29 protein-coding genes are annotated in these 25,953 nt (G+C 54.7%); 17 read left to right on the top strand and 12 right to left on the bottom strand.

What is annotated here, in order from left to right:
• Position 1 precedes the first annotated feature (1 nt).
• Together FJ695_RS23875 and FJ695_RS23870 are read left to right on the top strand one after the other, a co-directional pair.
• Complete coding sequence (locus FJ695_RS23875) at positions 2-799, top strand: dimethylarginine dimethylaminohydrolase family protein (RefSeq protein WP_141187775.1); 798 nt, start codon at positions 2-4, stop codon at positions 797-799.
• Between the two features lie 233 nt (positions 800-1,032).
• Entirely contained in the window at positions 1,033-2,595 is a 1,563-nt protein-coding gene (locus FJ695_RS23870; protein ID WP_141187774.1) for a diguanylate cyclase, read from the top strand.
• Positions 2,596-2,639: 44 nt separating this feature from the next.
• Here the strand turns inward: FJ695_RS23870 and FJ695_RS23865 are convergent, their stop codons facing one another.
• The gene (locus FJ695_RS23865) at positions 2,640-4,028 is read right to left on the bottom strand and encodes a TIGR03808 family TAT-translocated repetitive protein (protein WP_247653721.1); all 1,389 of its coding nucleotides are present in this window, start codon (positions 4,026-4,028) and stop codon (positions 2,640-2,642) included.
• Between the two features lie 237 nt (positions 4,029-4,265).
• Here FJ695_RS23865 and FJ695_RS23860 point away from each other — a divergent pair, with 237 nt between their 5' ends.
• The 3 genes from FJ695_RS23860 (at position 4,266) to FJ695_RS23850 (ending at position 6,202) form a co-directional block, all read left to right on the top strand.
• A complete protein-coding gene (locus tag FJ695_RS23860; RefSeq protein WP_141187773.1) occupies positions 4,266-5,282 on the top strand; it encodes a hypothetical protein in 1,017 nt (338 codons plus the stop codon).
• 17 nt (positions 5,283-5,299) lie between these two features.
• Complete coding sequence (locus tag FJ695_RS23855) at positions 5,300-5,575, top strand: hypothetical protein (protein WP_141187772.1); 276 nt, start codon at positions 5,300-5,302, stop codon at positions 5,573-5,575.
• A 336-nt stretch (positions 5,576-5,911) separates the two neighbouring features.
• The gene (locus FJ695_RS23850) at positions 5,912-6,202 is read left to right on the top strand and encodes a hypothetical protein (protein ID WP_141187771.1); all 291 of its coding nucleotides are present in this window, start codon (positions 5,912-5,914) and stop codon (positions 6,200-6,202) included.
• A gap of 70 nt (positions 6,203-6,272) precedes the next feature.
• Here FJ695_RS23850 and FJ695_RS23845 read toward each other — a convergent pair whose 3' ends face one another.
• Complete coding sequence (locus FJ695_RS23845) at positions 6,273-6,746, bottom strand: YHS domain-containing (seleno)protein (protein WP_141187770.1); 474 nt, start codon at positions 6,744-6,746, stop codon at positions 6,273-6,275.
• Positions 6,747-7,057: 311 nt separating this feature from the next.
• On the opposite strand from FJ695_RS23845, the gene FJ695_RS23840 reads away from it, so the two are divergent.
• Positions 7,058-7,690, top strand: coding sequence for a TetR/AcrR family transcriptional regulator (locus FJ695_RS23840; protein WP_141187769.1), 633 nt, complete (start codon positions 7,058-7,060; stop codon positions 7,688-7,690).
• On the opposite strand, the gene FJ695_RS23835 is transcribed toward FJ695_RS23840, so the two are convergent.
• The 3 genes from FJ695_RS23835 to FJ695_RS23825 form a co-directional block, all read right to left on the bottom strand.
• Positions 7,653-8,261: a peptidase C15 gene (locus FJ695_RS23835; protein ID WP_141187768.1), complete on the bottom strand. Its 609-nt coding sequence runs from the start codon at positions 8,259-8,261 to the stop codon at positions 7,653-7,655. The genes FJ695_RS23840 and FJ695_RS23835 overlap by 38 nt on opposite strands.
• 8 nt (positions 8,262-8,269) lie before the next feature.
• A complete protein-coding gene (gene meaB, locus FJ695_RS23830; protein WP_141187767.1) occupies positions 8,270-9,268 on the bottom strand; it encodes a methylmalonyl Co-A mutase-associated GTPase MeaB in 999 nt (332 codons plus the stop codon).
• A gap of 63 nt (positions 9,269-9,331) precedes the next feature.
• The gene (locus FJ695_RS23825) at positions 9,332-10,270 is read right to left on the bottom strand and encodes a GlxA family transcriptional regulator (protein ID WP_141187766.1); all 939 of its coding nucleotides are present in this window, start codon (positions 10,268-10,270) and stop codon (positions 9,332-9,334) included.
• Between the two features lie 130 nt (positions 10,271-10,400).
• Between FJ695_RS23825 and FJ695_RS23820 the strand changes: the two genes are divergently transcribed.
• A complete protein-coding gene (locus FJ695_RS23820) occupies positions 10,401-10,766 on the top strand; it encodes a nuclear transport factor 2 family protein (protein WP_141187765.1) in 366 nt (121 codons plus the stop codon).
• A gap of 62 nt (positions 10,767-10,828) precedes the next feature.
• On the opposite strand, the gene FJ695_RS23815 is transcribed toward FJ695_RS23820, so the two are convergent.
• Positions 10,829-11,416, bottom strand: coding sequence for a DUF1131 family protein (locus tag FJ695_RS23815; protein ID WP_141187764.1), 588 nt, complete (start codon positions 11,414-11,416; stop codon positions 10,829-10,831).
• 197 nt (positions 11,417-11,613) lie between these two features.
• Between FJ695_RS23815 and FJ695_RS23810 the strand changes: the two genes are divergently transcribed.
• The gene (locus tag FJ695_RS23810; RefSeq protein WP_141187763.1) at positions 11,614-12,339 is read left to right on the top strand and encodes a hypothetical protein; all 726 of its coding nucleotides are present in this window, start codon (positions 11,614-11,616) and stop codon (positions 12,337-12,339) included.
• A gap of 42 nt (positions 12,340-12,381) precedes the next feature.
• Here FJ695_RS23810 and FJ695_RS23805 read toward each other — a convergent pair whose 3' ends face one another.
• The 4 genes from FJ695_RS23805 to FJ695_RS23790 all read right to left on the bottom strand — a co-directional run bounded on the left by FJ695_RS23805 (position 12,382) and on the right by FJ695_RS23790 (position 17,129).
• A complete protein-coding gene (locus FJ695_RS23805) occupies positions 12,382-12,963 on the bottom strand; it encodes a TIGR00730 family Rossman fold protein (protein WP_141187762.1) in 582 nt (193 codons plus the stop codon).
• 144 nt (positions 12,964-13,107) lie between these two features.
• A complete protein-coding gene (locus tag FJ695_RS23800; protein ID WP_141187761.1) occupies positions 13,108-14,496 on the bottom strand; it encodes a dipeptidase in 1,389 nt (462 codons plus the stop codon).
• Between the two features lie 105 nt (positions 14,497-14,601).
• Positions 14,602-15,552 (bottom strand): cation transporter, encoded by a 951-nt coding sequence (locus tag FJ695_RS23795; protein WP_141187760.1) that lies wholly within the window; start codon positions 15,550-15,552, stop codon positions 14,602-14,604.
• Between the two features lie 17 nt (positions 15,553-15,569).
• Complete coding sequence (locus FJ695_RS23790; RefSeq protein WP_141187759.1) at positions 15,570-17,129, bottom strand: helicase HerA-like domain-containing protein; 1,560 nt, start codon at positions 17,127-17,129, stop codon at positions 15,570-15,572.
• Positions 17,130-17,339: 210 nt separating this feature from the next.
• On the opposite strand from FJ695_RS23790, the gene FJ695_RS23785 reads away from it, so the two are divergent.
• The 4 genes from FJ695_RS23785 (at position 17,340) to FJ695_RS23770 (ending at position 20,496) form a co-directional block, all read left to right on the top strand.
• On the top strand, positions 17,340-17,732 hold the full coding sequence (locus FJ695_RS23785; protein WP_141187758.1) for a DUF2780 domain-containing protein: 393 nt from the start codon (positions 17,340-17,342) through the stop codon (positions 17,730-17,732).
• Positions 17,733-17,776: 44 nt separating this feature from the next.
• Positions 17,777-18,184 (top strand): DUF4332 domain-containing protein, encoded by a 408-nt coding sequence (locus tag FJ695_RS23780; protein ID WP_141187757.1) that lies wholly within the window; start codon positions 17,777-17,779, stop codon positions 18,182-18,184.
• A gap of 364 nt (positions 18,185-18,548) precedes the next feature.
• Positions 18,549-19,826: an amidase family protein gene (locus tag FJ695_RS23775; protein ID WP_141187756.1), complete on the top strand. Its 1,278-nt coding sequence runs from the start codon at positions 18,549-18,551 to the stop codon at positions 19,824-19,826.
• 4 nt (positions 19,827-19,830) lie between these two features.
• Positions 19,831-20,496 carry a hypothetical protein gene (locus FJ695_RS23770; protein ID WP_141187755.1) on the top strand — a complete coding sequence of 222 codons (666 nt, stop codon included), beginning with the start codon at positions 19,831-19,833 and terminating at the stop codon, positions 20,494-20,496.
• A 21-nt stretch (positions 20,497-20,517) separates the two neighbouring features.
• On the opposite strand, the gene FJ695_RS23765 is transcribed toward FJ695_RS23770, so the two are convergent.
• A complete protein-coding gene (locus FJ695_RS23765; protein WP_141187754.1) occupies positions 20,518-21,480 on the bottom strand; it encodes a DMT family transporter in 963 nt (320 codons plus the stop codon).
• Between the two features lie 213 nt (positions 21,481-21,693).
• Positions 21,694-22,026 carry a hypothetical protein gene (locus tag FJ695_RS23760; RefSeq protein WP_141187753.1) on the bottom strand — a complete coding sequence of 111 codons (333 nt, stop codon included), beginning with the start codon at positions 22,024-22,026 and terminating at the stop codon, positions 21,694-21,696.
• A 345-nt stretch (positions 22,027-22,371) separates the two neighbouring features.
• On the opposite strand from FJ695_RS23760, the gene minC reads away from it, so the two are divergent.
• From minC to FJ695_RS23735, 5 genes are all read left to right on the top strand, one after another.
• Positions 22,372-23,190 (top strand): septum site-determining protein MinC, encoded by an 819-nt coding sequence (gene minC, locus FJ695_RS23755; RefSeq protein ID WP_141187752.1) that lies wholly within the window; start codon positions 22,372-22,374, stop codon positions 23,188-23,190.
• A 54-nt stretch (positions 23,191-23,244) separates the two neighbouring features.
• Positions 23,245-24,066 carry a septum site-determining protein MinD gene (minD, locus tag FJ695_RS23750; protein WP_141187751.1) on the top strand — a complete coding sequence of 274 codons (822 nt, stop codon included), beginning with the start codon at positions 23,245-23,247 and terminating at the stop codon, positions 24,064-24,066.
• A complete protein-coding gene (gene minE, locus FJ695_RS23745; RefSeq protein ID WP_141187750.1) occupies positions 24,063-24,326 on the top strand; it encodes a cell division topological specificity factor MinE in 264 nt (87 codons plus the stop codon). Before minD ends, minE begins: the two co-directional genes overlap by 4 nt.
• A gap of 188 nt (positions 24,327-24,514) precedes the next feature.
• Entirely contained in the window at positions 24,515-24,901 is a 387-nt protein-coding gene (locus FJ695_RS23740) for a BlaI/MecI/CopY family transcriptional regulator (RefSeq protein WP_141187749.1), read from the top strand.
• The gene (locus tag FJ695_RS23735) at positions 24,898-25,935 is read left to right on the top strand and encodes a M56 family metallopeptidase (protein WP_141187748.1); all 1,038 of its coding nucleotides are present in this window, start codon (positions 24,898-24,900) and stop codon (positions 25,933-25,935) included. The genes FJ695_RS23740 and FJ695_RS23735 overlap by 4 nt, the downstream gene beginning before the upstream one ends.
• Positions 25,936-25,953: the final 18 nt, after the last annotated feature.

The following is a 25,953-nucleotide window of genomic DNA, read 5'->3' as shown; positions in this document are numbered from 1 at the left end:
AATGCCGGCACGCGCTGGACTGTCTTATCGTTTCACTCATGCCATCACCCGCATGCCCGCCGACAGCGTGGCCGACGGTATCCGTGCGGTCGATACCGGCGATCCCAGTGGTGCAGCATTCCGAGCTGAACATGAGCTTTACGTGAAGGCGTTACAAGAGGCCGGCCTGACCGTTGACGTTCTGCCGCAGCTGGAAACTTATCCGGACAGCTGTTTTGTCGAAGATCCGGCGTTTTGTTTGCCGGAAGGTGCGATCCAATTGCGCCCGGGCACTGCCAGCCGGGAAGGTGAGGGCAAGGAAATCCGAGCAGCGCTCGATGCGCGGTTCGAAAAAGTCGTGGAACTGCCGGGGACTGGCTATGTCGACGGCGGCGATATCCTGATGCTGGATGATGTCATCCTGATCGGTCTGTCTGCCCGGACAAACCGCGAAGGCGCTGAAGCGTTTGCAAAACTTCTGGGCGAGTGGGGCTACAACGCCGAAGTCTGCGAGACCCCTGAGGGCGTGCTTCACTTCAAGACGGCCTGTTCCACCTTGGGTGAAGGAGTCATTCTGGCAACCGAGGTGATGGCCAAGAGCGGGTTCTTCGGTGACCGGAAAACTGTCGTCGTTCCGGACGGCGAAGATTACGCAGCCAATGTCATAAGGGTGAACGATGTCGTTCTTGTTCCGGAAGGCTATCCAAAAACTCTTGCGGCGATCGAAGCAGCCGGTTTCAAAACCGTCGTCTTGCCAACCCATGAGGCACGCAAGGTTGACGGCGGGCTGTCCTGCCTGTCCTTAAGATTCGCGAAATAGCTAACTTTATCACAGCCGCCTTGTCAGGATTGACGAGGCGGATTGTTTAAGTGATGTGTACCCTTTTGTAGGTGCAACTGTAAGCTACTTTGTTTTTTGTGAAAATAAACCTATAGGTGTATTTCTAAGTAGTGCCACGGATGCGCAGCGGGCATGAATTGCAAATACTGATTTAGAGAAGGGAACAAATTGGTGTTCGACCCCTGGGGTGAGATCCTCAAGGAGATACATGATTGCCGATCGACAGGACAAGAGTTGTTGAAGTCACCCTGGTGGCGGTGACTTATATCCTGACAGCCAGACTTGGCCAAACCCTCGCCATCCCGCCGGGGAATGTTACACCGGTATGGATCCCCTCCGGCCTGATGCTTGCCTGGGCCCTTGTTCGAGGACCGGGTATTTGGCCGGGCGTTTTTCTAGGTGCTTACTTGGGTAATGTCTGGGCGTATTTCGACCCCAGCTCCGCACTTAGCATGATGCAATCCCTGTTGGCCGGCATTCCAAATGGCATCGGCGATGCTCTAGCCTCCGTCGGCGCAGCGGCTCTCCTGCACAAGCATTTTCGACCCTTCAAATTGTTTCAGAGCGTTTCGGCAGCATCGGCGTTTCTGGCTATCGGTGTTGCTGGTGGATCTGCTGTGAGTGCATTCTTCGGGGCCTCCGGATTGGTGTTCGCCGGCATCATACCAGTGGCCAGCTATGGGTATGTTTTTGCGACCTGGTTTACCGGCGATGCGCTGGGCGTGCTGACAATCGCTCCTCTGGCAATTGCAATCCTGCGCAAGGAAAAATTCAAAGGAGGTGGTTTTCCCACTTTCGAGGCGATTGCCAATTTCGCGCTTGTTAGCACAGCTGGGTTCGCAGCGTTCTGGGGAGGGATAGCTGGCTTGGTCTTGAGTTTTGAGTTGGTCGCAACCATTGCTTTGTTATTATGGGCAGCACTCAGACTAAGTGGCCTCTACAATTCTATCGTAGTTTTTTATCTGGCTGCTGGGATTATTGTTCCTACAGCCCTGGGATACGGGCCGCTTCGAGAAGTCGAACTCAACACGGCGTTGATCAACGCGCAGCTCATGATAGGTGTGATCGGTGTGTTGCTGCTTATGCTGCATGCCAGCCGGGAACAAGTTAGACTTCATGTTCAGCGCCTGGAGGAGGCACGGGACACATTGGACGTCAAAGTTCGGGAACGGACTGCTGAACTGGAGTGTGCCAAACGGGAAGCAGAACGGCTGGCATCCACAGATACCCTGACCGGAGCACCTAACAGGCGTATTTTCCTGCAACGTGGCAACGAAGAGCTTAATCGTGCGACGCGCAATGGCGAAGATGCCTGCGTAATCATGTTCGATCTCGATCTCTTCAAATTAGTCAACGACACTTATGGCCACTCGGTTGGCGACCAGGTCTTGAGAGATTGTGCCCGAGTGACCATGAAACACCTTCGAAATTACGATTTGTTTGGCCGGATTGGCGGTGAGGAATTTGGGCTATTGTTGCCGGAAACCATCGAGGCTGACGCTTTCGAAGTCGCGGAAAAACTTCGGCTTGCTTTTCTGGAACGGTCTGTATCTCGTCACAACCTGCACTATTCCGCCAGCTTTGGGATTAGTTCGATCCTGATGACTGACCGTACTTTGTCGACTGCACTGCGCCGGGCCGACCTTGCGCTCTATCAGGCTAAGACAAATGGGCGGAACTGCAGCGTCGTTTACGATCCGTCGATGGGACAGGCGCCGAACACTTTGGAAGAACAGAAGAAGCAGAAGCAGATCGAAACTGGTGTTTCACAATAGGGATAAAACACCAGAAACATCTGCGATGCGTCAAGAGCTCTCAGTCAGCTGGAAATCTGGTTGCTGTGGACCGTAAGATTGGCAAATTCCGATGAGCCGTTCAGTTCACCGGTCGCCCGTTCCAGCCAGCGGAACCCGTTGATTGAGCCACGTGTTGCGCCTTGGACGATGTTGTTGGTGATCACTGCCGGACCGGCACCATCAGCCACGCTGACCGCAATCCCGGTTTTGCAGTTCCGCAGCACGTTCTGGGACGCGATGACATTGCGCATATAGGGTCCCCATCCCAGCATCAGTCCGAATTTTGGCGCGCCTTCAATGATGTTTCCGGTGAGGGTTGTGTCTGCTTCGGCAGCGATACCAATTCCGAAACCGGCAACTTCCGGAGGGTAGGGGCCGGTGTCCTTGATGTTGCGGATGAGGTTGCCGGAGCAAATTGCCAGCCGGCCGCCGTCGGAGAAATTGGCGATCGAAATACCGATGGTTCCGCCATCTGCAATATTGTTGGCGATCACTGCGCCTTGGAAACCGAATTCGCTGTAGATCGCAGTTTCTCCGGACCGGTGACAGGAGTTGCCAATGATCTGAATGTTTGAACCAGCGTTGGAACGGATCGCAGAAAAGGCACAATCGGCGACCCGATTGTTAGACACCACGACACCGCCTGCGCGGAACACATTAATGCCGTTACCGAACTGGCCAGTGCCGCCGAAACGTGCACCGATCCGCTCGACCCGGTTGCCGGAAACAATTGTACCATCTTCGCCGTCGCGCCACCGGTGAACCCAGATGCCGCCATTGGCGCAATCTGAAACCGTGTTGCCGGTAATAGCGAGGCCTGTTGCCTCGTTGGAGCGAATGCCTGCCTCCGTTGCTCCGGATATTCTGGAGTTTTCAATCCGGCCGGAACAGCGATCGAGTAGCAGGCCCGATTTGGTCGAGCCGGCCACTTCACATTGATCGATGGAAAGGTTCCGCACACCGACAAAATGCAACAGACCGTCGGTGAAATCGCCAATGGAGCGGTTGGCACCATCAAAAGTCAATCCTGTCAGGCCAATGTTGCTGACTCCTTCTGCGCGAATGAGCTGGCCGCCGCCGCCCTGATAGACAAGGCGGGTCCGTCCGGGAACACCAACGATCAAGGTGCCTGACGGCAGGCGGAGATTGGCGACCGGATAGGTGCCTGCAGGTAAGAACAAGGCACGGCCGCGTTCAACTGCGCGGTTGACTGCGTTTTGAAACTGCGCGGTTTGGTCATCGGCTGCATTCGGCAAAAGCCCCAGATCAGCGGAATCTATAGAGCCGCGCAGGTCCGCCACCTTCATGGACGCCATCGCCGCTGTCCCAGAAAGGCACAGACCTGTCCCGGCTAGGAACGCCCGCCGTGAGATCGCTGCGGGAAAACGTGTGTTTCTGGCGGTTTTTGGCACGAAATTGCTCCAAAACGGAAATACGGACTGTCTTGGAAAGCAACGGAGCAAGTGCCGTGCCGGACGGGCAAAGTGATTTAACTTTTGTCGATATGACGGGATGATCGGTTGTCTTGGCCCGGTCTAATAATGTTGGTTCTTCAAAGCGTATCGGTAAATGTCTTGACTGCTTTTGTTAACGCATGCTTACCTACCAGAGATTGCTCTTCATTTGTTTTCAATCGGGGTGGCTGGAAGATGAATTGGCAGATAGGGGCTAGGCCATACAAAAAATTTAAGTTTAACATTGTTTTGTGCATTGTCGGCGCAGTAAATCTGTCGATTATTACTGCATGTTCTATTCAACCTACGCCGGAGAATGTAACTGGTGTGTCCACTTACCAAATTGTTCAACATATCCGCTGCGAAATGAGAGACACCCTAAGATCTTACGTCATTGGTGCGATGGATAAGTTCGGGCAGTCAAAATTAGCTCGGGAATTAAAAGAAAATCCTGAGTTATTTGCTGGGTTTGACCAAAGAATGCGCTCCGGGTTTTCTAAGGATCTGCAAGATATATTAAATCGTTATGATCACGGTTATATTGGGTATGAATTTACTTTTGATATGACCGAGCAGAATATTCTGGATGGAGGGTTGTCATTTGGGAAACTTTTCACAAACGGTGCATTTTCAGCATCTGTAGGTGGTAAGGCGGACAAAAAACGAAATAATGTTCGGAATTTTGTCGTCATAGACAATAATGAAAACCTGGTTAGATTTTTAAATAAAGACAATAGAAAAAAAGAAATATGCTCTAATAATTCGAGCGGAGTCAATTTTGCTTATCCGATATCCGGATCACTAAATCTAAGTAACTCCTTTGGGCAATTTGTTAATTTATACGAGTTTGGCAACTTAAAGGCAAAAGAGGGTGACTCTGTTTGGAATGACACAATGGAGTTTACAACTGCGTTCTCTGGGGAATTGGGTGGGTCGTTAACACTTAGCCCATTGACCGAGCACATTCGGCTCACAGAAGCTAAACTAAAACAAAGTTCATTGCGGATCGACAAACACAAGTTAGCGCTTACTTTCGTTTTGTCGAAAGAAGTTGATTTACGAGGAAATCCGCTATCGGCGTCAGCACAGAACGCAAGGGCACGGGAACTTGCAAGGTTAGAGTTGGAGTGTCAAAGAGTGAGAAATGATACCAATAGTAATCTCGTAGTTCCTTGTATTCCCTCCCGTTTAGCTGATGGATTTCAATTCTAGGATAAAGGCGGTGTACTATGGCAAGTCTTTCAAATGATGGGACCGAAAATGGTGAAGGCAAACGACGCGTAAAAGGAACGCTGATTGTTGATGTCGTCTCGGAATTTGCCGCCACAAACCGACTCGATGAGTTGCGTGAATTTGTTGAAAAACAAGAAATATTTGCCGTTTTAGAAGGCCGTACAATTACTGAATTGAAGCGTTTTCTTCGCTCTCAGGTCCCGGCAGATGCCAATGCATTTGCCGCCGCACGAAGTGCTGAGCGGTCTGATGAACCATGTCAACCTGGATGAGAAACCTGTTAGCGTCAATAATAGTTCAATTTTTTTGATAGGCAGTAACGGCAAGATAACTCATAGAAAATCGGGGTTTCTGTCAAGTAATTAATCTCAAAAAGTATGGCGGCTACGATCTTGCGCAAAAACATCGCTTCGAATGTATCAGTATCTGAGGCCTAAAAAAATACATTCAATATACGTGTTGTCGAAACTTAGTATTTTTAAGAAAATAATTGAGCCTTTTTGCCGAGCTTCGTCATGCAAATCCACAAGCTATAAGCTGTCATATGCGGTTTTGACGCATTGGGTGCGGATTGATAGCCTCAAACCCTTGCGGGTGGAGGATCCGGTATGATCAGCATTCAAGACTGCATCGATATGTCTGGCCTGGACGAAGCGGAAATCCTGGCCTTGGCGGAACATGAGCACATCTCAGAAATCGCAGCGACTGCACTCGGAGCTTATCTTCTTGAGCAGCCCGAAGGGGCGAAAAGTATCGTGCAGATGATCGAGGACGATATTCGGTCGGCTTTGGAGCGGGATGATAAGGATCATGCCAAGGAATTGTTCATGGCACTTCGGCATTTTATGCATGAGCATCAAGGCGAGTTGAACTCTGTGGAAGCCGTTCAGAGCCGATAGCTTGAGCCAAAGGCCAAAAGGCGGAGATGACCCCATCTCCGCCCTTCGACAATGTTTTGTCGTGTAAATCTTACAGTTCAGACGGATCGACGTTTTCGATTTCGGTCCACTTGTCGTCGGCAGTTGCAATGTTGCCGGCAATGTCTTTGTTCCAACGTTCCTGGATGCTCTCAGACAGGTTCAGGTAGAGTTTGCCGTCAACGATCTTCCAAAGATCCGGGTCGCCATCAACCTTCACACCCATGGCTGTGCCGAAGGCGCAGAAACCGCCGTACGCCGGGAGATATTTTTCAGGATTCTGCTCGAACAGGTCTTTGTTTTCTTCAGACGCAAAGCGGTAGGTCGCACCATTATGGACCGCAGTGATGGTGAAATCGCCATCTTCCGGAGCGCCTTTGGTGAAGTAAGACACCGGATCGACGCCGCGAAGAGCAAGGCCAGTCACGGTCGCATTGACATCAACGCCGGCAGCAAATGCGCTGGAAACGAGGCCGGAGACGACAACCAAAGCGGCAACGGAACCGCGGATCAGATTTGCAAACATAGTTTTTGAACTCCAAGGATATTCGTGTTGGCCAAGGCCGAAGTTAAGATCTGCAAGTAAGGAACCGATCAGTTCCTAATTAGACGCAAATTCACCAACCCTGCCTGGTGATGAGGAAATGGGGAGTGGGCTGTTCATCTGCAAAACACGAAGGGGTGAGCGTTTTGTGAGACCTTGAGAGCGTGCCTTTTTGGACCCTACTGGATGGGAGTGTCAGCGCTGGACTGCGCACACGAAACGGTCTGAAGACTTGCAAACTGTCTTAAGAAAACCAATCTTGGCAAAGGCATATGGAGTGATTGACCAAGACCATGGCACGACCAAGGGAATTTGAAACGGATAGGGCGCTGGAGCGGGCAATGGGTCTGTTCTGGGATCTTGGGTATGAAGAGGCTTCGCTCGCGCGCCTTTTGAAAACCATGAAAATCACCCGGGGGTCGTTCTATAAGGCCTTCAAGGATAAACATGCCGTTTATCTGTCCACGCTTGAGCGTTACGACAAACAGGAAGTCGGTGCGACTGTGGCGTTTTTGGGGAACCCGGAAAACGGCAGTGGCCGCGAGCGGATCCTGAATCTCTTCAATAAGATCGCCCAAGTTGCGGAAAACGATGGCGACCGCCTCGGCTGTTTCTTATGCAACGCCATGGCCGACAAGGCTGCGCAGGGCGGTGAGATCGAACAGCGGCTGCAAGCCATGACCTTGCGATTGGAAACCGCATTCCGTAACGCCTTGCAGGACAGTTATGGTTCAGGCCTCAGCCAGGCTCCAGACAATTGGACTGAAGAAACAGCCCGGGGCCTGTTGGCGCTCTATTTTGGCATGCGGGTTCTCGGCCGCGCCGGCCTTGCAGCACGCATGGCTCGGGATTGCGTTTCTCAGGCAGAACAATTGATCGACACCGCCGTTACCGCAAACGCCGGGCAAGATCCTGCAAAAGGCTGACGGCTGAATTTTCCAAAACGGCAAAGGAAGGCCGTGGATCCCATTTCGTACGCGGCAAGGGCGGAACGTGTACGAATATGCTTGGAATACCCGATCCTATCGAATCCCAAAGGGTCGCATTACATAGGTATGTTCCGGCGTTCACAGACACCTTTGCCCGGGCGCCAGACAACCGGGCTGCCACAGCTAGCGGAGCGGCAGGCAAAGTTGCAGATCGCGCGCGTTCTCCAGCCGGATCGAGTTCTGGGTTGTCTGGGGACTTTCCGGTGCTGTCGAGCCGGACACGAATGGCCTGGTTTACAGCGCGGCTTTCGATGTTGATGTCCTGTCGGGTGCCATCCACACCAAAATGCACGATGGCATCGGGTTGCACCTCCCTGCGCAAAGCATCGGTGACAGTTTTCCGTGCTTCCCAAGTGGTTGGTAGAACATCAAAACGATATCCAACACCGTGCTGATGCTGGCCAAGCCGTTTCGGCAGGCGTTTGATCAACATTTGTGTCGGATTGACGGGGGCTCCGGGGAACGGCATGAAGCCAGTCACAAGAATGGTTTTTTGGCTATTGTTCATAAAAGTCTTTAGTCAGTAAGGCCCATCAGACCGGATAGTTCGTCAACGGCTACGGAAACAGCGGTTGTACCATTGCGAACATCAATTTCCAGTGTTTTTAAACGTTCTGCTGTTTTTTCGTTGGTTTTGAGTGAGTCCATCAAGCGTTGTTGCAAGGTGTCCCACATCCAGGAGACCTGCTGATCTGCGCGTCTCTTTTGCCACTCACCACTGGCTGTCATGCGCTCGCGGTAGACCGTGACCTGGTCCCACATGTGGTCCAGGCCTTCATTGGCTAGTCCGGAGATGGTGATAACCGGCGGTGTCCATGTGGGGGTTTTGGGAGCAAGGATATGAAGCGCGGCCCGGTATTCGCTGGCTGCGGCCCGGGCGCGGATTGCGCCTTCCCCGTCGGCTTTGTTGACGGCGATCATATCTGCGATTTCCAGGACACCTTTTTTGATGCCCTGCAGCTCATCGCCAGCTCCCGGCAGCATCAAGACCAGAAAGAAGTCGACCATGTCGGCAACGGTCGTTTCCGACTGGCCAATACCAACGGTTTCGACAAGGATGACATCGAACCCAGCGGCCTCACACAGCAGCATGGTTTCGCGGGTCTTGGCAGCAACCCCACCAAGGGTGCCTGCTGACGGAGACGGACGAATAAAGGCGTTGCGATCAACGGCCAACCGCGCCATTCGCGTCTTGTCGCCTAGGATTGAACCGCCAGTGCGGGTCGAGGAGGGGTCAACCGCAAGCACTGCAACCTTATGACCTGCTGCGGTCAAGTTGGACCCGAAAGTATCTATGGTGGTCGACTTGCCGGCGCCGGGCACACCAGTGATCCCGATACGCAAGGCCTTACCAGTCAGGGGTAAAACTTCTTGGACCAGCTCGCGTGCGATTTTGCGGTGATCCGGTTTTTTCGATTCAACGAGCGTAATGGCGCGTGCAAGGGCCGCCCGATTGCCGGCCTTAAGCTGTTCAGCGAGATGTTTTGGGTCGAGGGGAGCGGTCCGTTGGGTCATGATCTTCCCGCTTTAAGCCAAGAATCAGAAAAGGTCACCAACAACGTTAGGACGAGGGGCTTATCAACCGGATGAGCGCGGTGAGAACCGCCTGCGGTAATCTGATGGGGTTAATCCGACCAAGTCCCAAAACACCTTTCGGAACGCATTCACGTCAGCATATCCAAGATCCCAAGCAATTTCAGAAACCGGAGTTACGCTGGTTTCAAGCCGCTCCCGTGCTCGGGCAATCCGGATCAACAGGACATAGCGGACCGGCGTCTCGCCGGTGGCGGATTTGAAACGGCGTAAGAAGGTCCGGTCTCCCAAACGGGCGCGGCTGGCCATCTCCGGCACAGTCCATCGTTTTTCCGGAGCAGCGTGAATGTCGTGCTGAACGGAAAGGATCGCCGGGTCTTTGTGTTTTAGATTGGCATGAAAGACCGCATAAAATCGCTGTTCGCGGCCGCCCGGGTCTGTCAGCAGCATCCGGGCCGTTTCCAGCATAATCGAAGGCCCTAAGAACCGGTTCACGAGATTGAGGCCCAGATCCGTCCAAGCCATCATGCCGCCAGCTGTTACCAAGTCACCATCATCAATTAGGATTTGATTGCTGTCGAGGCAGACCTTTGGAAACTGGCTGGCGAAGCGGTCGGCTTCGTTCCAATGGGTGGTTGCCCGCCGGCCATCCAACAAACCGCTACGCGCCAGATCAAAAGCCCCCAAACAGATGGACCCGATCAGCGTTCCGCTTTTATGGGCGTGAACCAAAGCGTCCAGGATCGCTTGTTCATCCTCTTGTCCGGTCGCGTTGGAGGGCAAAACCACAATAGCATCAGGTTTAGGATTGCAGGAGAGGACCTTGGCGGTTCGCATCCCGCTATCGTAATCAACACTCAGACCAGTTTGACCGATCACCTCGGCTTTAGAGCTGGCCGTTTCAAACAGCTCAAGCAGGCCGTGAAGGACTGAAGCACGTGCTTCACCCAATGAAATTAGTTGAATATGGTGCGGTTGGCTCATTTGTCAGTATATGCATATTATATGACAATAGCGCCACCTCCCTTCAGCCTGTATGACGAATAGGGTTTCGCCATCGGAACAGTCCGGCGGTCGCGATTTGGCCGTCGGTCCAAGATGGAAGGAAACTTAGATGTCGAACGCCGCACTCACCGCCGCTCAGACGGCCAGCAGGGCTTGGCAGGAAACCTTCAACCGCGGGGATGCCAAAGGCTGCGCTGATTTCTACAGCCCCGAGGCAGTCATGAAGGTAACGCCGTTTGGTGAATTCCGGGGCCGCAAGGAAATTCAGAAATTCTGGGAGAAAATCATCTCTGACGGATTTTCGGATGTTGAATATCTTGATCCGGAGTTGACCGTGGTCGATGATCAATCCGTGCACCTTAAGTCGCGCTGGCGCATGAATAAGGCGCATGGTGTCATCACCAACGAACTCTGGGTTTTGCAGCCGGATGGGGCCGCGCTGTTGACAGAAGATGAGTTCGAAGTAGCCACCTAATTTTGGAGCGGACTGGTGCGGTTCGTGCCAGTCCATCTGAAACCAGATGATGGCACTCTTGATCAGGTCTTCGGTGTCCACAAAATGCGCTGCAGCTGCGCATCGAAGAGGTCCTGCGCGGGCGGAAGCTCATGATAAGGGCCGGTGTAGCCGGGAATGGCATAGACCAGTTCCACGTTTGGGTGTCCGGTAGAACGGCAAATCGCCATACCGCGCCAGAGATTTTTACCCACCCGGCAATCGGCCCGGGCACTTCCAATTTCGGCAAAGGTCATACCGATGCGCTCGCCGTTCGGGCCTTGAAGGTGGTGGGTGACACCATGAACTGTGCGGACTTTGCCATTCTGACCTTTGAACACCTGCAAGACTTGAAACCCATCGGTGTTGAAGGCAGCTAGCGCCCATTCGGTCTTGTTTTCAACGGCAGTTTGAATGCCTTCGGTGGTGAAGCCAGGCAGCGAGGCTTCGATCGCCTTCGGGGCGTAGGCCGTTTCCTTGGTGATGCCGCCGACGTGGTCTTCAGTGATCTGCAGGAGCGTGACGTTCGACGTGCGAACTGCGCTAACTGGCGCATCTATGTCTGCAGTTGGGGAACAGGCTGTGCTTAAGGCAGCTGCAAGGGCTAGACACGCGAGAAGCGGCAAACGCATGAAACAGAAACTCCGCCAACCGGTAAGGATTGTTAATTTCGACAGAAGGGTCTTAGCATTCACACGCCTGAACGAAAAGCACCTGATTAGCAGTTTTAACAGGCTCTCAACATCTTCGGCATTAATCATTCTTAACACCCTGTTAACCACGATCGGCGACAGTCCTCCTCAATCTTTTAGGGCAAGGCCGAGTAACCATGGCGATTGACAGTATTGGATCTTCATCTCACGTCAGTGCAATTTCCCAGGCACTAGCCGCAGATAGGCCGGCCCAAAATGTTCCTGATACGAAAAGCGCCTCCAACTTTGGTGATGCTGTCTCCATTTCCATATCGGAAGAAGCAAGAGCGTTTTTGGCAGCTGCCTCGACAGGATCCCTCACCGGGTCTGACACGCTTGCGTCCGGCTTGAGCCGGGAGTTGACAGGCGTTGTCGAGGACATCAGTGAAGCCGTTGATTTTGCGCTGGGAGATGATCTCGATTTCGAGGAACAAGTATCCATCCTAGCTGCCGGCGAGTTGTTCGCTAAAGAGATTGAGGCTCTTTTTAATGATTTTGCCGGCAGGCCGCTCAACGGTGAAGCCGCAGAAGAATTCCTTGATCGTCTTGGAGAGGCCGAAGATGCGTTTTTCGATGCTTTTGACGATGTCTTTGGAGCGGACTTGAGCGAGCAGCAGGGCGAATTCTTCGATGAATCCATGGATGAATTGGACGCCTTGTTTGAAGACCTGGAAGAGGGGCTTGCTGGCCGCGAATTAACGGCAGCTGAGGATGCCCTGATCTCCAAGGCTGATGGCGCTTTTTATGATGCACTCGATAAGATCATCGGAAAGGACAGCGATCCCACTGAAGCGGATGCGCGTTTGATCGACAAGACCCTGGCCGACCTTTCCGAGGCAATCCATACAGTGTTAAACGGATAAGTCAGGTCGACGCGCTATCAAAGCCGGATCCCGAGATCTGACTTAAGTCTCGTCTTTTTTGATCCACTTCGGGGTGGACGGCGGAGCATATGCTTTGAAGAGGCTCAGAAGGTCTTCAGGAGTTTCGGCAATCTGAGCCATGTCACGCATGACATTTTTGGTGAAGCCTTCCTGTACCTGGTGGTCCAAAAACGCGATCAGGTGGTCGTAATAGCCAGCAATATTGAGAAAGCCGCAGGGCTTTTCGTGATAGCCGAGCTGACCCCAGGTCCAGACTTCAAATATTTCTTCCAATGTACCGACACCGCCTGGCAGGGCAATAAAGCCGTCTGACAGATCGGCCATCATGGCCTTGCGTTCGTGCATAGACCCCACGAGATGCAATTCGGTCAGCCCTTGGTGTTCGATTTCCTTTTCTTTCAAAGAGTTTGGCAATACGCCGATCACTTCGCCGCCAGCTGCAAGAGCTGCGTCAGCAACAGTACCCATCAGGCCGACCCGGGCGCCGCCGTAAACCAGCCGCATGCCTTGTTCCGCGATTGCAGTCCCGGTCGATTTGGCCGCATCGCTGTAGTCCTCTTGCGCGCCATAACTGGACCCGCAGAATACGCAAATTGATTTCATATCAGGCTCCAAATCAAACAAGTTTAGCTGAACAGGTCAAAACATGGCCATGGACCAAGAAGATTGAAAAGCGGGTGGTTGGCCGGAACGAAACCGGCCAAGACCCTATTGGCTGATCAGTGTTTGTCAGATGGTCGTTGACAATCAATCCTTGGCCAGCTCATCCAGAACCCGTGCCCAGGACCGGATACCTTTATGGAAGCTGGTCAAATTGTACTTCTCGTTCGGCGAGTGGATCTGATCGTCTTCCAGGCCGAAACCGATCAAAAGGGAATCCATCCCGAGCATGCGCTTGAAGTCGCCGACGATCGGAATGGAGCCGCCCATGCCGGTGAGCGCAGCCTCTTTGCCCCATTCGTCCTTGAGGGCTTTTTGGCCCTTTTCAAGAACCGGCATTGTGAAGTCGAGCCTAAGGGCCGGGCTACCGTCCTTGGCAATAAACTCGACCGAGCAATCGGCAGGAATTTTGGAGCGCACGTAGGCACGGAAGGCCTGCTGGACCTTGTCCGGATCCTGATCGCCAACAAGACGGAAGGTGAATTTGGCATGCGCCTCTGACGGGATGACCGTTTTCGAGCCTGCGCCTTGATAGCCGCCCCACATGCCGTTGACTTCACAGGTCGGGCGGGTCCAAAGGTGTTCCAGCGGCGTGCGGTCATTCTCGCCACGCGGATATTTCAAACCGACTTCGCCAAGAAACTCCTCAACGTCGAAGCCGAGCTTGTCCCACATGGCGGTGACCTCTTCCGGCATGTCGATCACGCCGTCATAAAAGCCAGGGAGGGTGATCCTGCCATTTTCATCGTGCAGTCCTGCAATAATGTTGGCAACGATATGGTTCGGGTTCTGAGCTGACCCGCCATATGAGCCGGAATGCAGGTCGCGGCTGGCCGCCTTGACGATGATTTCATCGCCGACCATGCCGCGCAGCATTACGGAGATAGCTGGCGTTTCCGCATCCCATTGGCCGGTATCGCAAACCAGCGCCATGTCGCAGGACAGCTCGTCCTTGTGAGCTTCCAGGAAGGGGTGCAGCGACGGCGAACCGGATTCCTCTTCGCCTTCGAATAGGATCGAAACGTCGACAGGCAGGTCGCCGGTTTCTGTAATGAACGCGCGCGCCGCTTCGACGAAGGTCATCAGTTGGCCTTTGTCGTCTGCCGCGCCGCGGGCAACGATGATCTTGGTGCCGTCCTCTTTCGTCTCAATAGCCGGGTCGAACGGATCCCGGTTCCATAAATTCAGAGGATCGACAGGCTGTACGTCATAGTGGCCATAAAAAAGAACGTGCGGGCCAGGTTTACCGGACTTGCGGTGGCCGACCACCATCGGGTGGCCATCCGTTTCGCGGACGGAGGCTTCGATGCCGATGTCCGTCAATTCCTTCGCTAGCCACTCGGCGGCCTCGCGGCACGGTGCCTTGAATTCCGGATCGGTCGAAATCGACTTGATTTTGAGAAGTTCGAACAGGCGATCAAGGCTGTTATCCAGATCGGCATCAATACGAGCCAATACCTTGTCGATGGAACTCATGACGTTTCCTTAATCTGAGAAATTAGATGCAAAGGCCGAACAGAATTTCGGCCTCAAGAAGGCGCTAACAGGCCACAAGACGTGCTGGAGCGCAATGTGTTTTACTCAATTTGTGGTTTCCCCTGCGGCAAAAGAAAGGCCGTTTTGCGCCGTCACGATAACCTCCACACGTGTTGGGCCAACCAGGTCTACCAGGCGGGCGGCAACCTTCTCTTTGAACTGGTCGATTTCTTCAGCTTCGATGGGCTTGAGTGGATCCAGATAGATGGCGGCAAAATGCATGCGCCCGGCCTGAATAACGGCTGCGCGATGGAGTTTGTAACCATGTTCCTTGGCAAGGTCCCGGGCGGTTCGTGACACTTTGGCGTATGTGGTGCCTGGCGCGCTGACGCCGGCAAGATCTGCAAGTGTTCCCCGGAAAGCCGACAGCGGTTGCCAAACGATCACCAGGACCAGAATGACCACGATCACCGCATCCCCGATGGGCACATAAGGGTCGAGCGGTGTGTCTTGCAAAAACGGCAGAGACAAAAGAGCTGCCCCGGTTCCAACGCTCAAGGCGCCATCGATCAGTGCAGCCCGGGTTTCGGTTTTCAGGACGGCGCTGCGTTTGCCGGTTTTCCGGTACGCTCGGTGGTAGTTGAACGCCAGACCAATGCAAATCGAAACGATCACCACCGAGTAGATGACGATCGGGCCAAACACCAATTGCGGGATATCGCCGCCCGTAAAGAACGTCCAGATTTTCGATCCGGAAACGAATCCGGCAAAGACCAAGACCCCAATCAGCACCAGGCTGCGGAAGGTGACATAAAGAACTTCATCGAAATCGTTTCCCCAGGGCCTGCGCCGCGTAGCAGGAAGCCCAACTCGGCTTCCAATCCTGGCCGCCACAATTGCGGAGGCAAAATTCACAGCTGAATAGAGGCCGTCCACCATCATGGCGTCAGAGCGGGAGAGCCAGGACGCAAATATTCCGGCGAAGGCCATGAACAAATTGGCCCATTTGCCGATGGTGAGAGCGCGCTGCTCGACGAGGAGTTCTGGTGAGGCCATGGCAGGTTAGATGCGCCTTAGTTTCCGCGTTTCAAGGATCCCATAAGCCCGCGCACGAGGGCCCGTCCAAGGGACGAGCCGAAGCTGCGGGCGGCCGATTTTAAACCGGCCTCGAAGGCCGTGTCGCGCTGGCTGCGCCGTTTGGTCCGCCGCGCGCGGCTATCCCGGCGCGGCCGGTCATCGCGGCCAAAATCCGGCAATTGAAAACCGGTTCGCGTGCGCCGCGGTTCGCCATGTTTGTCCGCGTATTTGTCATCCTTTTGCGTCTGTTTTTTCTCCAGCCGCTGGGTTTCATCAGCCCGGCTCAACAGGACTTCATAGGCGGAGACACGGTCTTTTTGACGCTCATAGAGCCCAAAAACCGGACTGGACTGGATCAGGCTCCGCCGGTCGGCCTTGGTCACGGGGCCAAGTTTGGACGTTGGCGGGCGGATCAAGGTGCGCTGGACAATGGACGGGATGCCTTTGCCTTCCAGTGTCGAAACCAGCGCTTCGCCAACACCAAGCTCGGTGATGACCCGTTCGGTGTTGAGATCCGGATTGGGCCGGAAGGTTTCAGCTGCCGCGCGGACTGCCTTCTGATCTCTAGGAGTGAAAGCTCTGAGGGCATGCTGGATGCGATTGCCGAGCTGGGCCAGCACGGTTTCGGGGATGTCGAGCGGGTTTTGCGTGACAAAATAGACGCCAACACCTTTGGAGCGGATCAGGCGGACGACCTGCTCCACTTTTTCCAGAAGTGCTTTCGGCGCGCCGTTAAACAGCAAGTGGGCCTCATCAAAGAAAAACACCAGCTTGGGTTTGTCCGGGTCGCCCACTTCGGGAAGCTCTTCAAAGAGTTCTGACAAGAGCCACAGCAGGAAAACCGCATAAAGGCGCGGCGCGGTCATCAGTTTGTCTGCGGCCAGAATGTTGACCAGGCCGCGTCCGTCCGGTGCGGTGCGGATGAAATCGCGGATGTCGAGCGCCGGTTCACCGAAGAAGTTGTCGCCGCCCTGGCGTTCCAGTACCAGTAGGCGGCGCTGAATGGCACCGATCGAAGCTTTGGAAACATTGCCGTAGATGGTGGAAAGTTCAGAAGACCGTTCAGCCACATGCGTGAGCATGGCGCGGAGGTCTTTCAGATCGAGCAGCAGCAGGCCTTCATCATCGGCAAGTTCGAACAAGACGTTCAGAACGCCTTCTTGCGTATCATTGAGTTCCAATAGGCGCGCGAGCAACAAAGGACCGATTTCCGAGACGGTGGTGCGGATCGGATGGCCCTGTTCGCCAAGCAGGTCCCAAAAAGCGGTGGGGACCGCTTCATAGGCGTAGGTTTTGCCGATACCGACGTCTTTGGCGCGTTTTTCCAGAAAATCCTTGGACTTGCCGGCCGACGCCAGGCCGGAGAGATCGCCCTTGATATCGGAGCAAAAAACCGGAACACCGGCTTTGGAAAACCCTTCGGCCAGGATTTGAAGGGAAACGGTTTTGCCGGTGCCGGTGGCCCCGGCGATCAAGCCGTGCCGATTGGCCAGTTTTAAGGAAAGTGTTTCGTCCTTGCCGCTGAAACCGACGAAAATCTGACTGTCTTTACTCACATTCGTCCCCCGAATCCGTCCCTTACGGCAGTAACCTAGAGCGGTTCATCGCTGGATTGAAGCATTCTGTTAGCCGGGCGGCGACAGAGCCCGCCAAAAAATGCGCGCCTAAGACCAATTGCCATCGACGGCTCCGCCCTGATGCCTGTATAGGGAGGCAACTCTCATTCAGCCGGACGTGATGCCGGCGCAATCATCAGGACAGGACAAATGGAAGAACTGATCAGCCGCATCGTGGCGCGGGCAGGTGTGGACGAGACTGTGGCCAAGGACGGTCTCGGGATCATCCTTGGCTTTCTCAACAAGGAAGCACCAGCCGAAAAGATGCAGTTGGTCCTGGATGCTTTGCCTGGGGCCGGTGATCTTCTGGCGGCCCGCGCCGGGGCAGCGTCCGGCGGCGGCCTACTGGGCGGCCTTGGCAGCATGATGGGCGGCACAATGGGTGCAATGGCGGCCCTTAATGAACTCAACAAGGCCGGGCTCGGCATGGGCGAGATTCAAGGGCTTGTCAAAGAACTCGTCTCTTATGCTAAAGAAAAAGCAGGGGATGACGTGGTTGATGAGGTTATTGCGAAAATTCCGGGCTTGAGCCAAATCGTCTAACTGCCCCAAGGTTCAAGCTTCGGAACAACGGGAGTTTATTGCGGATGTCTTATTCCATCGATGAGATCGAGGGTATCGGTCCAACTTATGCGGCCAAACTCGGAGAAGCCGGTATCAAGACAACAGAAGCTTATCTTGAGCGGGCTAAGGATCCCAAGGGCCGCAAGGCTCTGGAAGAGGAAACCGGCATCGAGGGCAAGCGCATCCTGAAATGGGCCAACATGGCCGATCTGATGCGCATCAGCGGTGTTGGTGAAGAATACTCCGAATTGCTGGAAGCCGCCGGTGTCGACACCGTCAAGGAACTCAAGCACCGCAATGCGGCCAACCTTGCCGCCAAAATGAAGGAAGTGAACGAGGAAAAAAGCCTCGTGCGCCAGGTGCCGAGCGAAAGCCAGGTTACCAAATGGGTCGACCAGGCCAAAGAACTGGCCCCGATGATGACCTACTGATCCTTCGGATATTTCTTTCAAATCTTGCAAACGGGCGTGCCAGAAGCGCGTCCGTTTTGTTTTTTTGACCTATTCTTGTCAAAGCCATGCCTTGTCATCCCGGACTTGATCCGGGACCTACTCGCTGGTCCGCTTGCCGCAGGCCAAGAGTTTTATCTGGTGACGCTCTGCAAACGAGTGGGCCCCGGAACATGTCTGGGGTGACGGCTTTCTGCTTGGCGAATGCAGTGCCAAACACTCAGTGATCATCCGGCTGATTATTGCTGTCAATTTAAGGAACCTCCGCTATTGAAAGATCTTTTTAGTGCGGCCTTTCGTGCTATCAGGGTCGGACCATACGAATTTTTTGCAAGGATTGAGCAGAATGGCAGCGGCGTTTCCCTGGGACGTGACGACGGTGGGTGAGCGGCTGGAGGCAGCCCTGGAAAAGGCCAAAGGCGAGCGGTCAGCCGAAAACGTCTACATCAAGCTTCTTGAGGATCGGGCCCGTCAGCAAGCCGCCAACGCAAAAGGCACGGAAAACCCGCTTGCTGGCGCGCTCATCAGCGTCAAGGCGCTGTTTGATGTCGCCGGCGAGGTGACAACTTCGGCCACGACCGTTCTGAAAAATGATCCGCCGGCAGAAAAAGATGCGGTTGCCATTGCCCGGCTCGAGGCCGCCGGAGCCGTCTTTACTGGCCTTACGAACATGTCCGAGTTCGCCTATTCCGGGCTCGGTCTCAATCCGCATTACGGCACGCCGCACAACTCCCGTTATCCGGGCTGTGCACCCGGCGGCTCGACCAGCGGCGGGGCGGTTGCCGTGGCGCTGGGCCTCTGTGACATCGCAATTGGCAGCGACACCGGTGGGTCCCTGCGCATCCCGGCGGCGTTCAATGGCATCACCGGATTTAAACCGACCCAAAACTCTGTTTCGATGGAGGGCGGCAAACCGCTTTCCGACAGTCTGGACAGTTTTGGCCCAATGGCGAAAAGCGTCTCCGAATGTGAACTTGCCTGGCAGGTGATGGCCGGCCGCACCGTCCAAGCGGTGGAGCCGAAGAAAGCGCGGCTGGTTGTTCCTAAAAACTTTGGGTTTGATGAGATTGAAGCACCGGTCGTGGCCGGGTTTGACGCCGTCGTCGAAAAACTGACGGAGGCGGGCTTCGAGGTCGTTGAAAAGGATTTGGCCGTCATTGATGTCTATTCAAAGGTTCCGCCGTGGCACATGACGTCTGTGGAATCGCGGGCGCATTACGAAGATCATTTCCAAAAAACGCCGGAGCAATTCGACCCGCGTGTGCATGCGCGCATGGGGCGGGCGGAAGAAATCTCGGCCGTCGACTACCGGCAGACGCTGAACCGGCGTCAAACCTTGATCAAGGCCTTCGCTGACGAAGTCGGCAGTGACATTCTGCTCTTGCCGACAACGCCCATTCTGCCGCCGAAAATCGAAGATCTGGCGGATGATGGTGCCTTCAACCGGCTCAATCTTCTGGCCCTGCGCAATCCGTCGCTCGCCAACGTCTGTGATGCCTGCGGCATTGCTTTGCCGTATCAAAACGCTGGCCATATCTTGAGCGCCATGCTGATCGCGCCGGGCGGTGAGGATGAAAACCTGCTCGCCTGCGCCAAGGCGGTGGAGACCGTTCTGGGAGGTTAGGTCCGTGGCACAGGAAATCTGGGTCAGTAGCGTTCGAAGCAACTATTTACTGGGAAACAAGCTCGGTATTCGTGAAAAACACATTGGGCAGGATTGGGCGCCGCCTCAGTTTGAAATGGGAGCGCCGACCGAAGAACATAGGAAAAATGTGAATCGGGCTTCGCAAGGCGAGAAATTAAGCCGTGAAGAATTCGTAGAAGCCGCATATGTGTTTGACGCGAAGAAATGGTCTCGGGTCAAAGACTTGTTTTGGGTGGATGGATTTCTGGCAGTCAAAGGAAAACTGGCAGAACTGCTCAAGGACATTGATCTTGGAGACGGTGAGCTTGTCGAGTTTCCGATCTACGAAATGGACAAGACGACCCGCTTGCCCGGCCCGTTTTACTTTCTGAATTTCGGGTCTCAGAAAGACTGCTTTTTACCTGAAGATAGTCGTAACCTATCGGCGGGGCCGATAAACCCAAAGACCGGATTTCGGCGTTGGCGCGCAATTGAACCGAAAGACGAAGATATCGCGGTATCAGCCTCGGCTCTCGGCGGACCTGATCTCTGGGTTGATCCAAAATTTAGCGGCAAAATCTTCATGAGTGGCCGGCTTCACGATGCGATCGAAGCTGCCAAGCTGAAGATCGATTTCCGTTTTGCTAAGACACGCATTCTGCCGGAGTAAACTGCAGCCCAAACCGCGTGTCTAAGATCCATTCTCAGAAATCTCTTCCTGCCGGTGCAATTTTGGGGCAGGAGAGGGGCCGGTGTCGAAGCGCATGTTGGCGGTTTTGGTAACCGGGCGGCGGGCCGAAACATTCTCTCTGCTTTCGCGCCAGACAACAAACAGGCCGGACCCGATGATGATGGCGGAGCCAATGGCCACATAAAGGTCCGGTGTTTCGGCAAAAAACAGCGCGCCAAAAAACGTTGCCCAGAGGATCTGGCTGTATTGCAAGGGGGCAACGACAGCAGCCGGGGCCGCCCGATAAGCACCGATGACACAATGCTGGGCAATCACAGACAGGAACCCGATCGCCGCCATCAGGGCAAGGTCTGACAAGCCAACCGGCTGATAGACCTCTGGCATCACCAGCGACATGGCAATCAGCGACAGGAGCATCGGATAAAGGATCAGGACGGCGGAGCGTTCTTCACTGCCGATTTTCCGGATCAAGATTGATGCCAGCGCACTGGCACAGGCAGCCAGCAACGCCGCAAGATGGCCGAGCGACAATTCCGTAACGCCGGGTCTCAGAACGATCATAACTCCAAGCAGACCGATGATGACCGCCGCCCACCGCTGACCGCGCACCGTCTCACCCAGGATTGGCACGGAAAGGGCAGTGATCAACAAGGGCGTTGCGAAGAGCAGGGAATACACTTCAGCGAGCGGAAGAGCGGTAAAGGCGTAAAATGCGCTCGACATGGAGATGATCGACAGGCCCGAGCGCAACAGAACCAGCCAGGGATGATGCGGCCGGAAATTGTCGACAGCCCGGTCGGCGAGCATTGATATCGACATCGGCACAAAGGCAAAGAGCATCGAAAAGAAGATGATCTGGAAGACCGAATAACTGCTGCCCAGCGTTTTGACGATGGCATCGTGGGTTGAAAAGAAGGCAAACGCCGCAAGGGCAAACAGAAAGCCTCTAAGTGTGGCTGACATGGGCAGTGCCTTCTTTTTCTGTTCAAGGGGCCGCCGGTCTGTTTCGCGGATGTGGCCGCGGACACCGGCGGTATTGGGGTGGCCGCAAAACCAGCCAGACCGTGGAAACTCAAAACGTGTTAGCAGAAAACCGGCCGTTGCCAAAGACCGGTTTCTGGTGTCACGGGTCACTTGTGTAAAACGATTTAGGTGGCCGTGTGAAGCCGAGGTGAATCAGACGAACACCCGGGCGAGGGTCGCAACGGCAAGAGCGGTGGCGGCCCGTTTGGGGCCGGCGAGGTCGGAAGACGACCGGGTCGGAACATCGAGATTAACCCGGTTGAGATCCGAGGCGTCCAGGTGATCGAGGTCTGCCGATTTGGCGGCTTCTTCTGCCGAGCGGCGCACGTCGTCCAGCATGCGCACAAGGCCCTGCCAGATGTGAAGTGGTGGAGCTTCATTCGTGTTGCGCCAGCGAACAATTTCATCTCTGGACGTGTATAGAACGGCCGCGGCCTCGTCTTCCGACAAGCCGAGATAGTCCATTACATCACTGAAATTACTCATGTTAAGGTCGCGACTTGCTGATGGTGATGGTCGTCTGAGAGTTTATTTTGCACTGCAATACGGCAAAAGTGAAGCGGAATGCGCGATCTCAGTTAATCCGCTACCCGGTCATGGAGCTGTTTTGGAGGGTGAAACCCGGTGATTCCTGCAATATTTATCAGCAGTTTTATCAAGATTGTCAGGTCTGCCGCCGAAAGAAGGGGCTTTTGCGGGGGCAATTATCTGAAATTTCGGAAGAATTTGGATATCCGTGGAAAACGGATCGCTGCCCCATTGTCCGGTCCGGTTAATGATAAGTTTACGAAACTTACCACTCCGATTTGAGAAAGCCGCCGGGCCTCTTTGATGAAATTCAAGGGAAAATCCTTTATCGCGATCGTGTTGTCTCCCGAGCCGCCTTACGAGGACTGGTTCAAGGAGATCGACCGGATTATTGCGCGCACACCAGGGTTTTTCATCGACCGCCCGATTGTCTTGGACGTTCGCGGCACGAAGATCCCGATTGAGGATCTGGAGAGGCTGCTTGAGGGCTTGAACGAGCGTTCTGTCCGGGTCTTTGGCATCGACGGGATTTCCGGAACGCGGCTGAAGCCGGGTATGCCGCCGAGCTTCGGCGGTGGCCGTTTGACGGCGGAAGTGGATATTCCGGAAACCGAAGAAGCTGCCAAGAAATCAAAAGAGCAGGCGGCCGCAAAGCCGGTTCCGGATGACAAGCCCGCTAAGACCGCGAAAAAACGTTCTGCCAGCAGCGAAGACAAAAACTCCGATAGCCCAGCCAAATCTGCAGGTTCAAAGGCAAAACCAAAATCCTCACCCGCGGTTCCATCTGCCGATGGATCGTCCATTGTGATCACAGAACATGTGCGCTCCGGCCAGAGTGTTCTCCATCCGGACGGGGACGTCACCATTATCGGGTCGGTGAGTTCGGGCGCGGAGATCATCGCGGGCGGCTCGATCCATATCTACGGCGCCCTGCGTGGCCGGGCGCTGGCGGGCGTCGCGGGTAAGGACAATGCGCGCATCTTCTGCTCCAAGCTGGACGCGGAGCTGGTCTCCATCAATGGACTTTACAAGGTTGCCGACGATTTCGACACGGAGCTGCGCAACACGCCTGCGCAAATCCGGTTTGAAAACGAAAGCCTTGTTTTTGAACAACTGAGTTAACTTCGGGCAGGTGTCTCAGGGGAGCACCACCCGGCAACAAACGGGACGAACACCATGAGCAACGCAACCGTCGTTGTGGTCACGTCAGGCAAGGGCGGGGTCGGCAAGACAACCACCTCCGCGGCTCTTGCCTCGGCGCTTGCCAAGGAAGGCTATCAGGTCTGCGCCATCGACTTTGATGTCGGCCTGCGCAACCTCGACCTGATCATGGGCGCGGAACGCCGCGTTGTGTTTGATTTGGTGAATGTGGTGCGCGGGGAAGCCACCATCAAACAGGCGCTTGTGCGCGACAAGAAGCTGAACAACCTGTTCCTGCTACCTGCCTCCCAGACCCGTGACAAGGATGCGCTCACCGAAGAAGGTGTTGCCAGCGTCATCAGCGAGCTGCGGCATTATTTCGACTGGATTATCTGCGACAGCCCGGCGGGCATTGAGCGCGGCGCGACCTTGGCCATGCGGCATGCGGACGAGGCGATCATCGTCTCCAATCCGGAAGTGTCTTCTGTGCGCGACTGCGACCGCATCATTGGCCTGCTTGATGCCAAGACTGAAGTTGCCGAAGAAGGCGGGCGGATGCCAAAGCACCTTCTGATCACCCGCTATGACACGGCCCGCGCCAAGACCGGCGACATGCTGGCAACTGACGATGTGGTCGACATCCTCTCCGTGCCGCTGATCGGTGTTGTTCCGGAAAGCAAGGATGTCCTGAAAGCCTCCAACGTCGGATTGCCGGTGACCTTGGCCGATGAGAGTTCACCGGCGGCCCGCGCCTATATGGAAGCCACCCGGCGCCTGCTGGGCGAAAACATCCCGGTCACTATTCCTGAAGAAAAGAAGGGCTTTTTGGGCAAGATCTTCAAGGGGAGGGCGGCATGAACATCCTGAGCCTCTTTGGCAAAAGAGATCAGAGTGCTTCAGTTGCCAAAAACCGGCTGCAGATCCTTCTTGCGCATGAACGGGCCGGCAGCAGTGCCGACGCGGCGCTGATTTCCGGTCTTCGTGAAGACATTCTGGCCGTTGTTGCCAAGCGGATCGACATTGATCCGGATTCGGTGCGCCTGGAAATGGATCGCAACGGCGATGTCACAACACTTGGCATCGACATCGAGTTGCCGCCAACCGCGAAAGCATCCTGATCATCTCGAGACTGAATGAGCCGGCCGATGGGCCGGCTTTTTTGTGCCTATAAAAATCTGCCAAGCCGGATAAATCTGAGCTGAACGCAATCAGCTCAATACCCGTTGCGAAATTGTTCCGACTTGATGTACTACAAATATAGTATGAGTGAATAATCCGCCTCATAATTGTGGTGCCGGGGTGAACCATGAAGTCGGAAAACCTGTCGAAATCCGAACTGGATGTGATGGCTGTACTTTGGCGGCTGGGCCGCGCAACGGTTTCTGAAGTCCAGGGAGAACTCGCCCGTAGCCGGCCGGATGACAAGGCCTTTGCCTATACGACGGTCGCGACCCATCTCAACCGGATGCTTGAAAAGGGGGCGGTCACCGCCACAAAGACAGGGCGAAGCCTTGTCTTTGAACCGACCGAGGACCGCAGCGATTTCCGCCAGTCGCGTCTCAGCGCGCTGGTGCGCCAGTTTTTTGACGGCCGTCCTTCGTCCCTGGCATCTCAGTTTATCGAGCAAAACTCCTTTACAACAGAAGAGTTAGATGAGTTGCGGCGGCTGATTGACGAGAAGAAACGATCATGACCGTCGTGGCAATTGTCATCGTCATAAACGGTGCGTTGCTGTTGACGCTGGCAATTCTGGGATGTGGCCGGTGTTTGTTGACTTGTCTGAACGTCCGTCTCGATGCTCGTTCTGAAGTGATGCTGTTGCGTGCTGCGTTGGCTCTATCGGCGATTATCCCGCTGTCGTTGCAGATGGCGAAACTGACCGCCGGTTTCGAATTCTCCTCCCTGACCATACCCATCAATCCGTCTGGTGGGTTCGGCGTTTTGGGAGCCAGGGTTTTTGAACGAGACGAAGGCGCTGGGGTCACAACCTTCGTGGTTGCGGGCGCGGCCATGTTGTTCTTCGCTTGGCTGATAGTCGAGGTTTGGCGTCTGCGGCTAATGATCCATAAGGCGCCTTTGATGACCAGGCGGGGTCGGGTGACCGTGCGGTGTAGGGCGGTGGATCAAACGCCTTGCGCTTTTTTGCGTCTCTTCGGCGTGGAGATATTTGTTCCAAAAGGAATGTCCGCTGCGGACCGGCGGGCGGTCTTGCTGCATGAAGGGACGCACATTCGAAACGGCGACCTTCATTGGAATTGGATCCGAGCCGGCTTTTCCTTGGTCTGCGGTTGGAACCCTGCCTTTTGGGTTTGGTGCCGCTGGCACAGGCAACTCAGCGAATATGCCTGCGACCGCCACACGCTGAACCGTGGTCTGATTTCACCGGTCACATACGCAGAGAGCTTGGTTGCTGTCGCTGCATTGATTTCAACGCGCCGGCAACTGCCACAAGCCGCTGTTGCGTTTTTGGGTCAGTCTTTGTCAGCGAGAACAGACCTCAAATTACGTCTTGGCCTGCTTTTCGAAGAGCCCGTAGCATCAAATCGCCGGGGCCTCTTCAGCGCCGTATTGGCGTTGATTGTGGTTATCAATCTGGCGGCAGCGTCCGTCCATTTTTCCTATCGTCCATGGTCCATCGAGGGGCTGGAAATCTCTATGTACCAGAACCTTCACCGGATGGCTGAGGCCAAGCAATTGCCGGCGTTCGGATTGATGCTTGCATATTAAAACTACATATGTAGTAAT

Source organism: Labrenzia sp. PHM005 (assembly GCF_006517275.1).
In the GTDB taxonomy this organism is placed as follows: Bacteria; Pseudomonadota; Alphaproteobacteria; order Rhizobiales; family Stappiaceae; genus Roseibium.
Note: the sequence above shows the minus strand (reverse complement) of the source record. Positions and strands in the feature narration are given on the sequence as shown.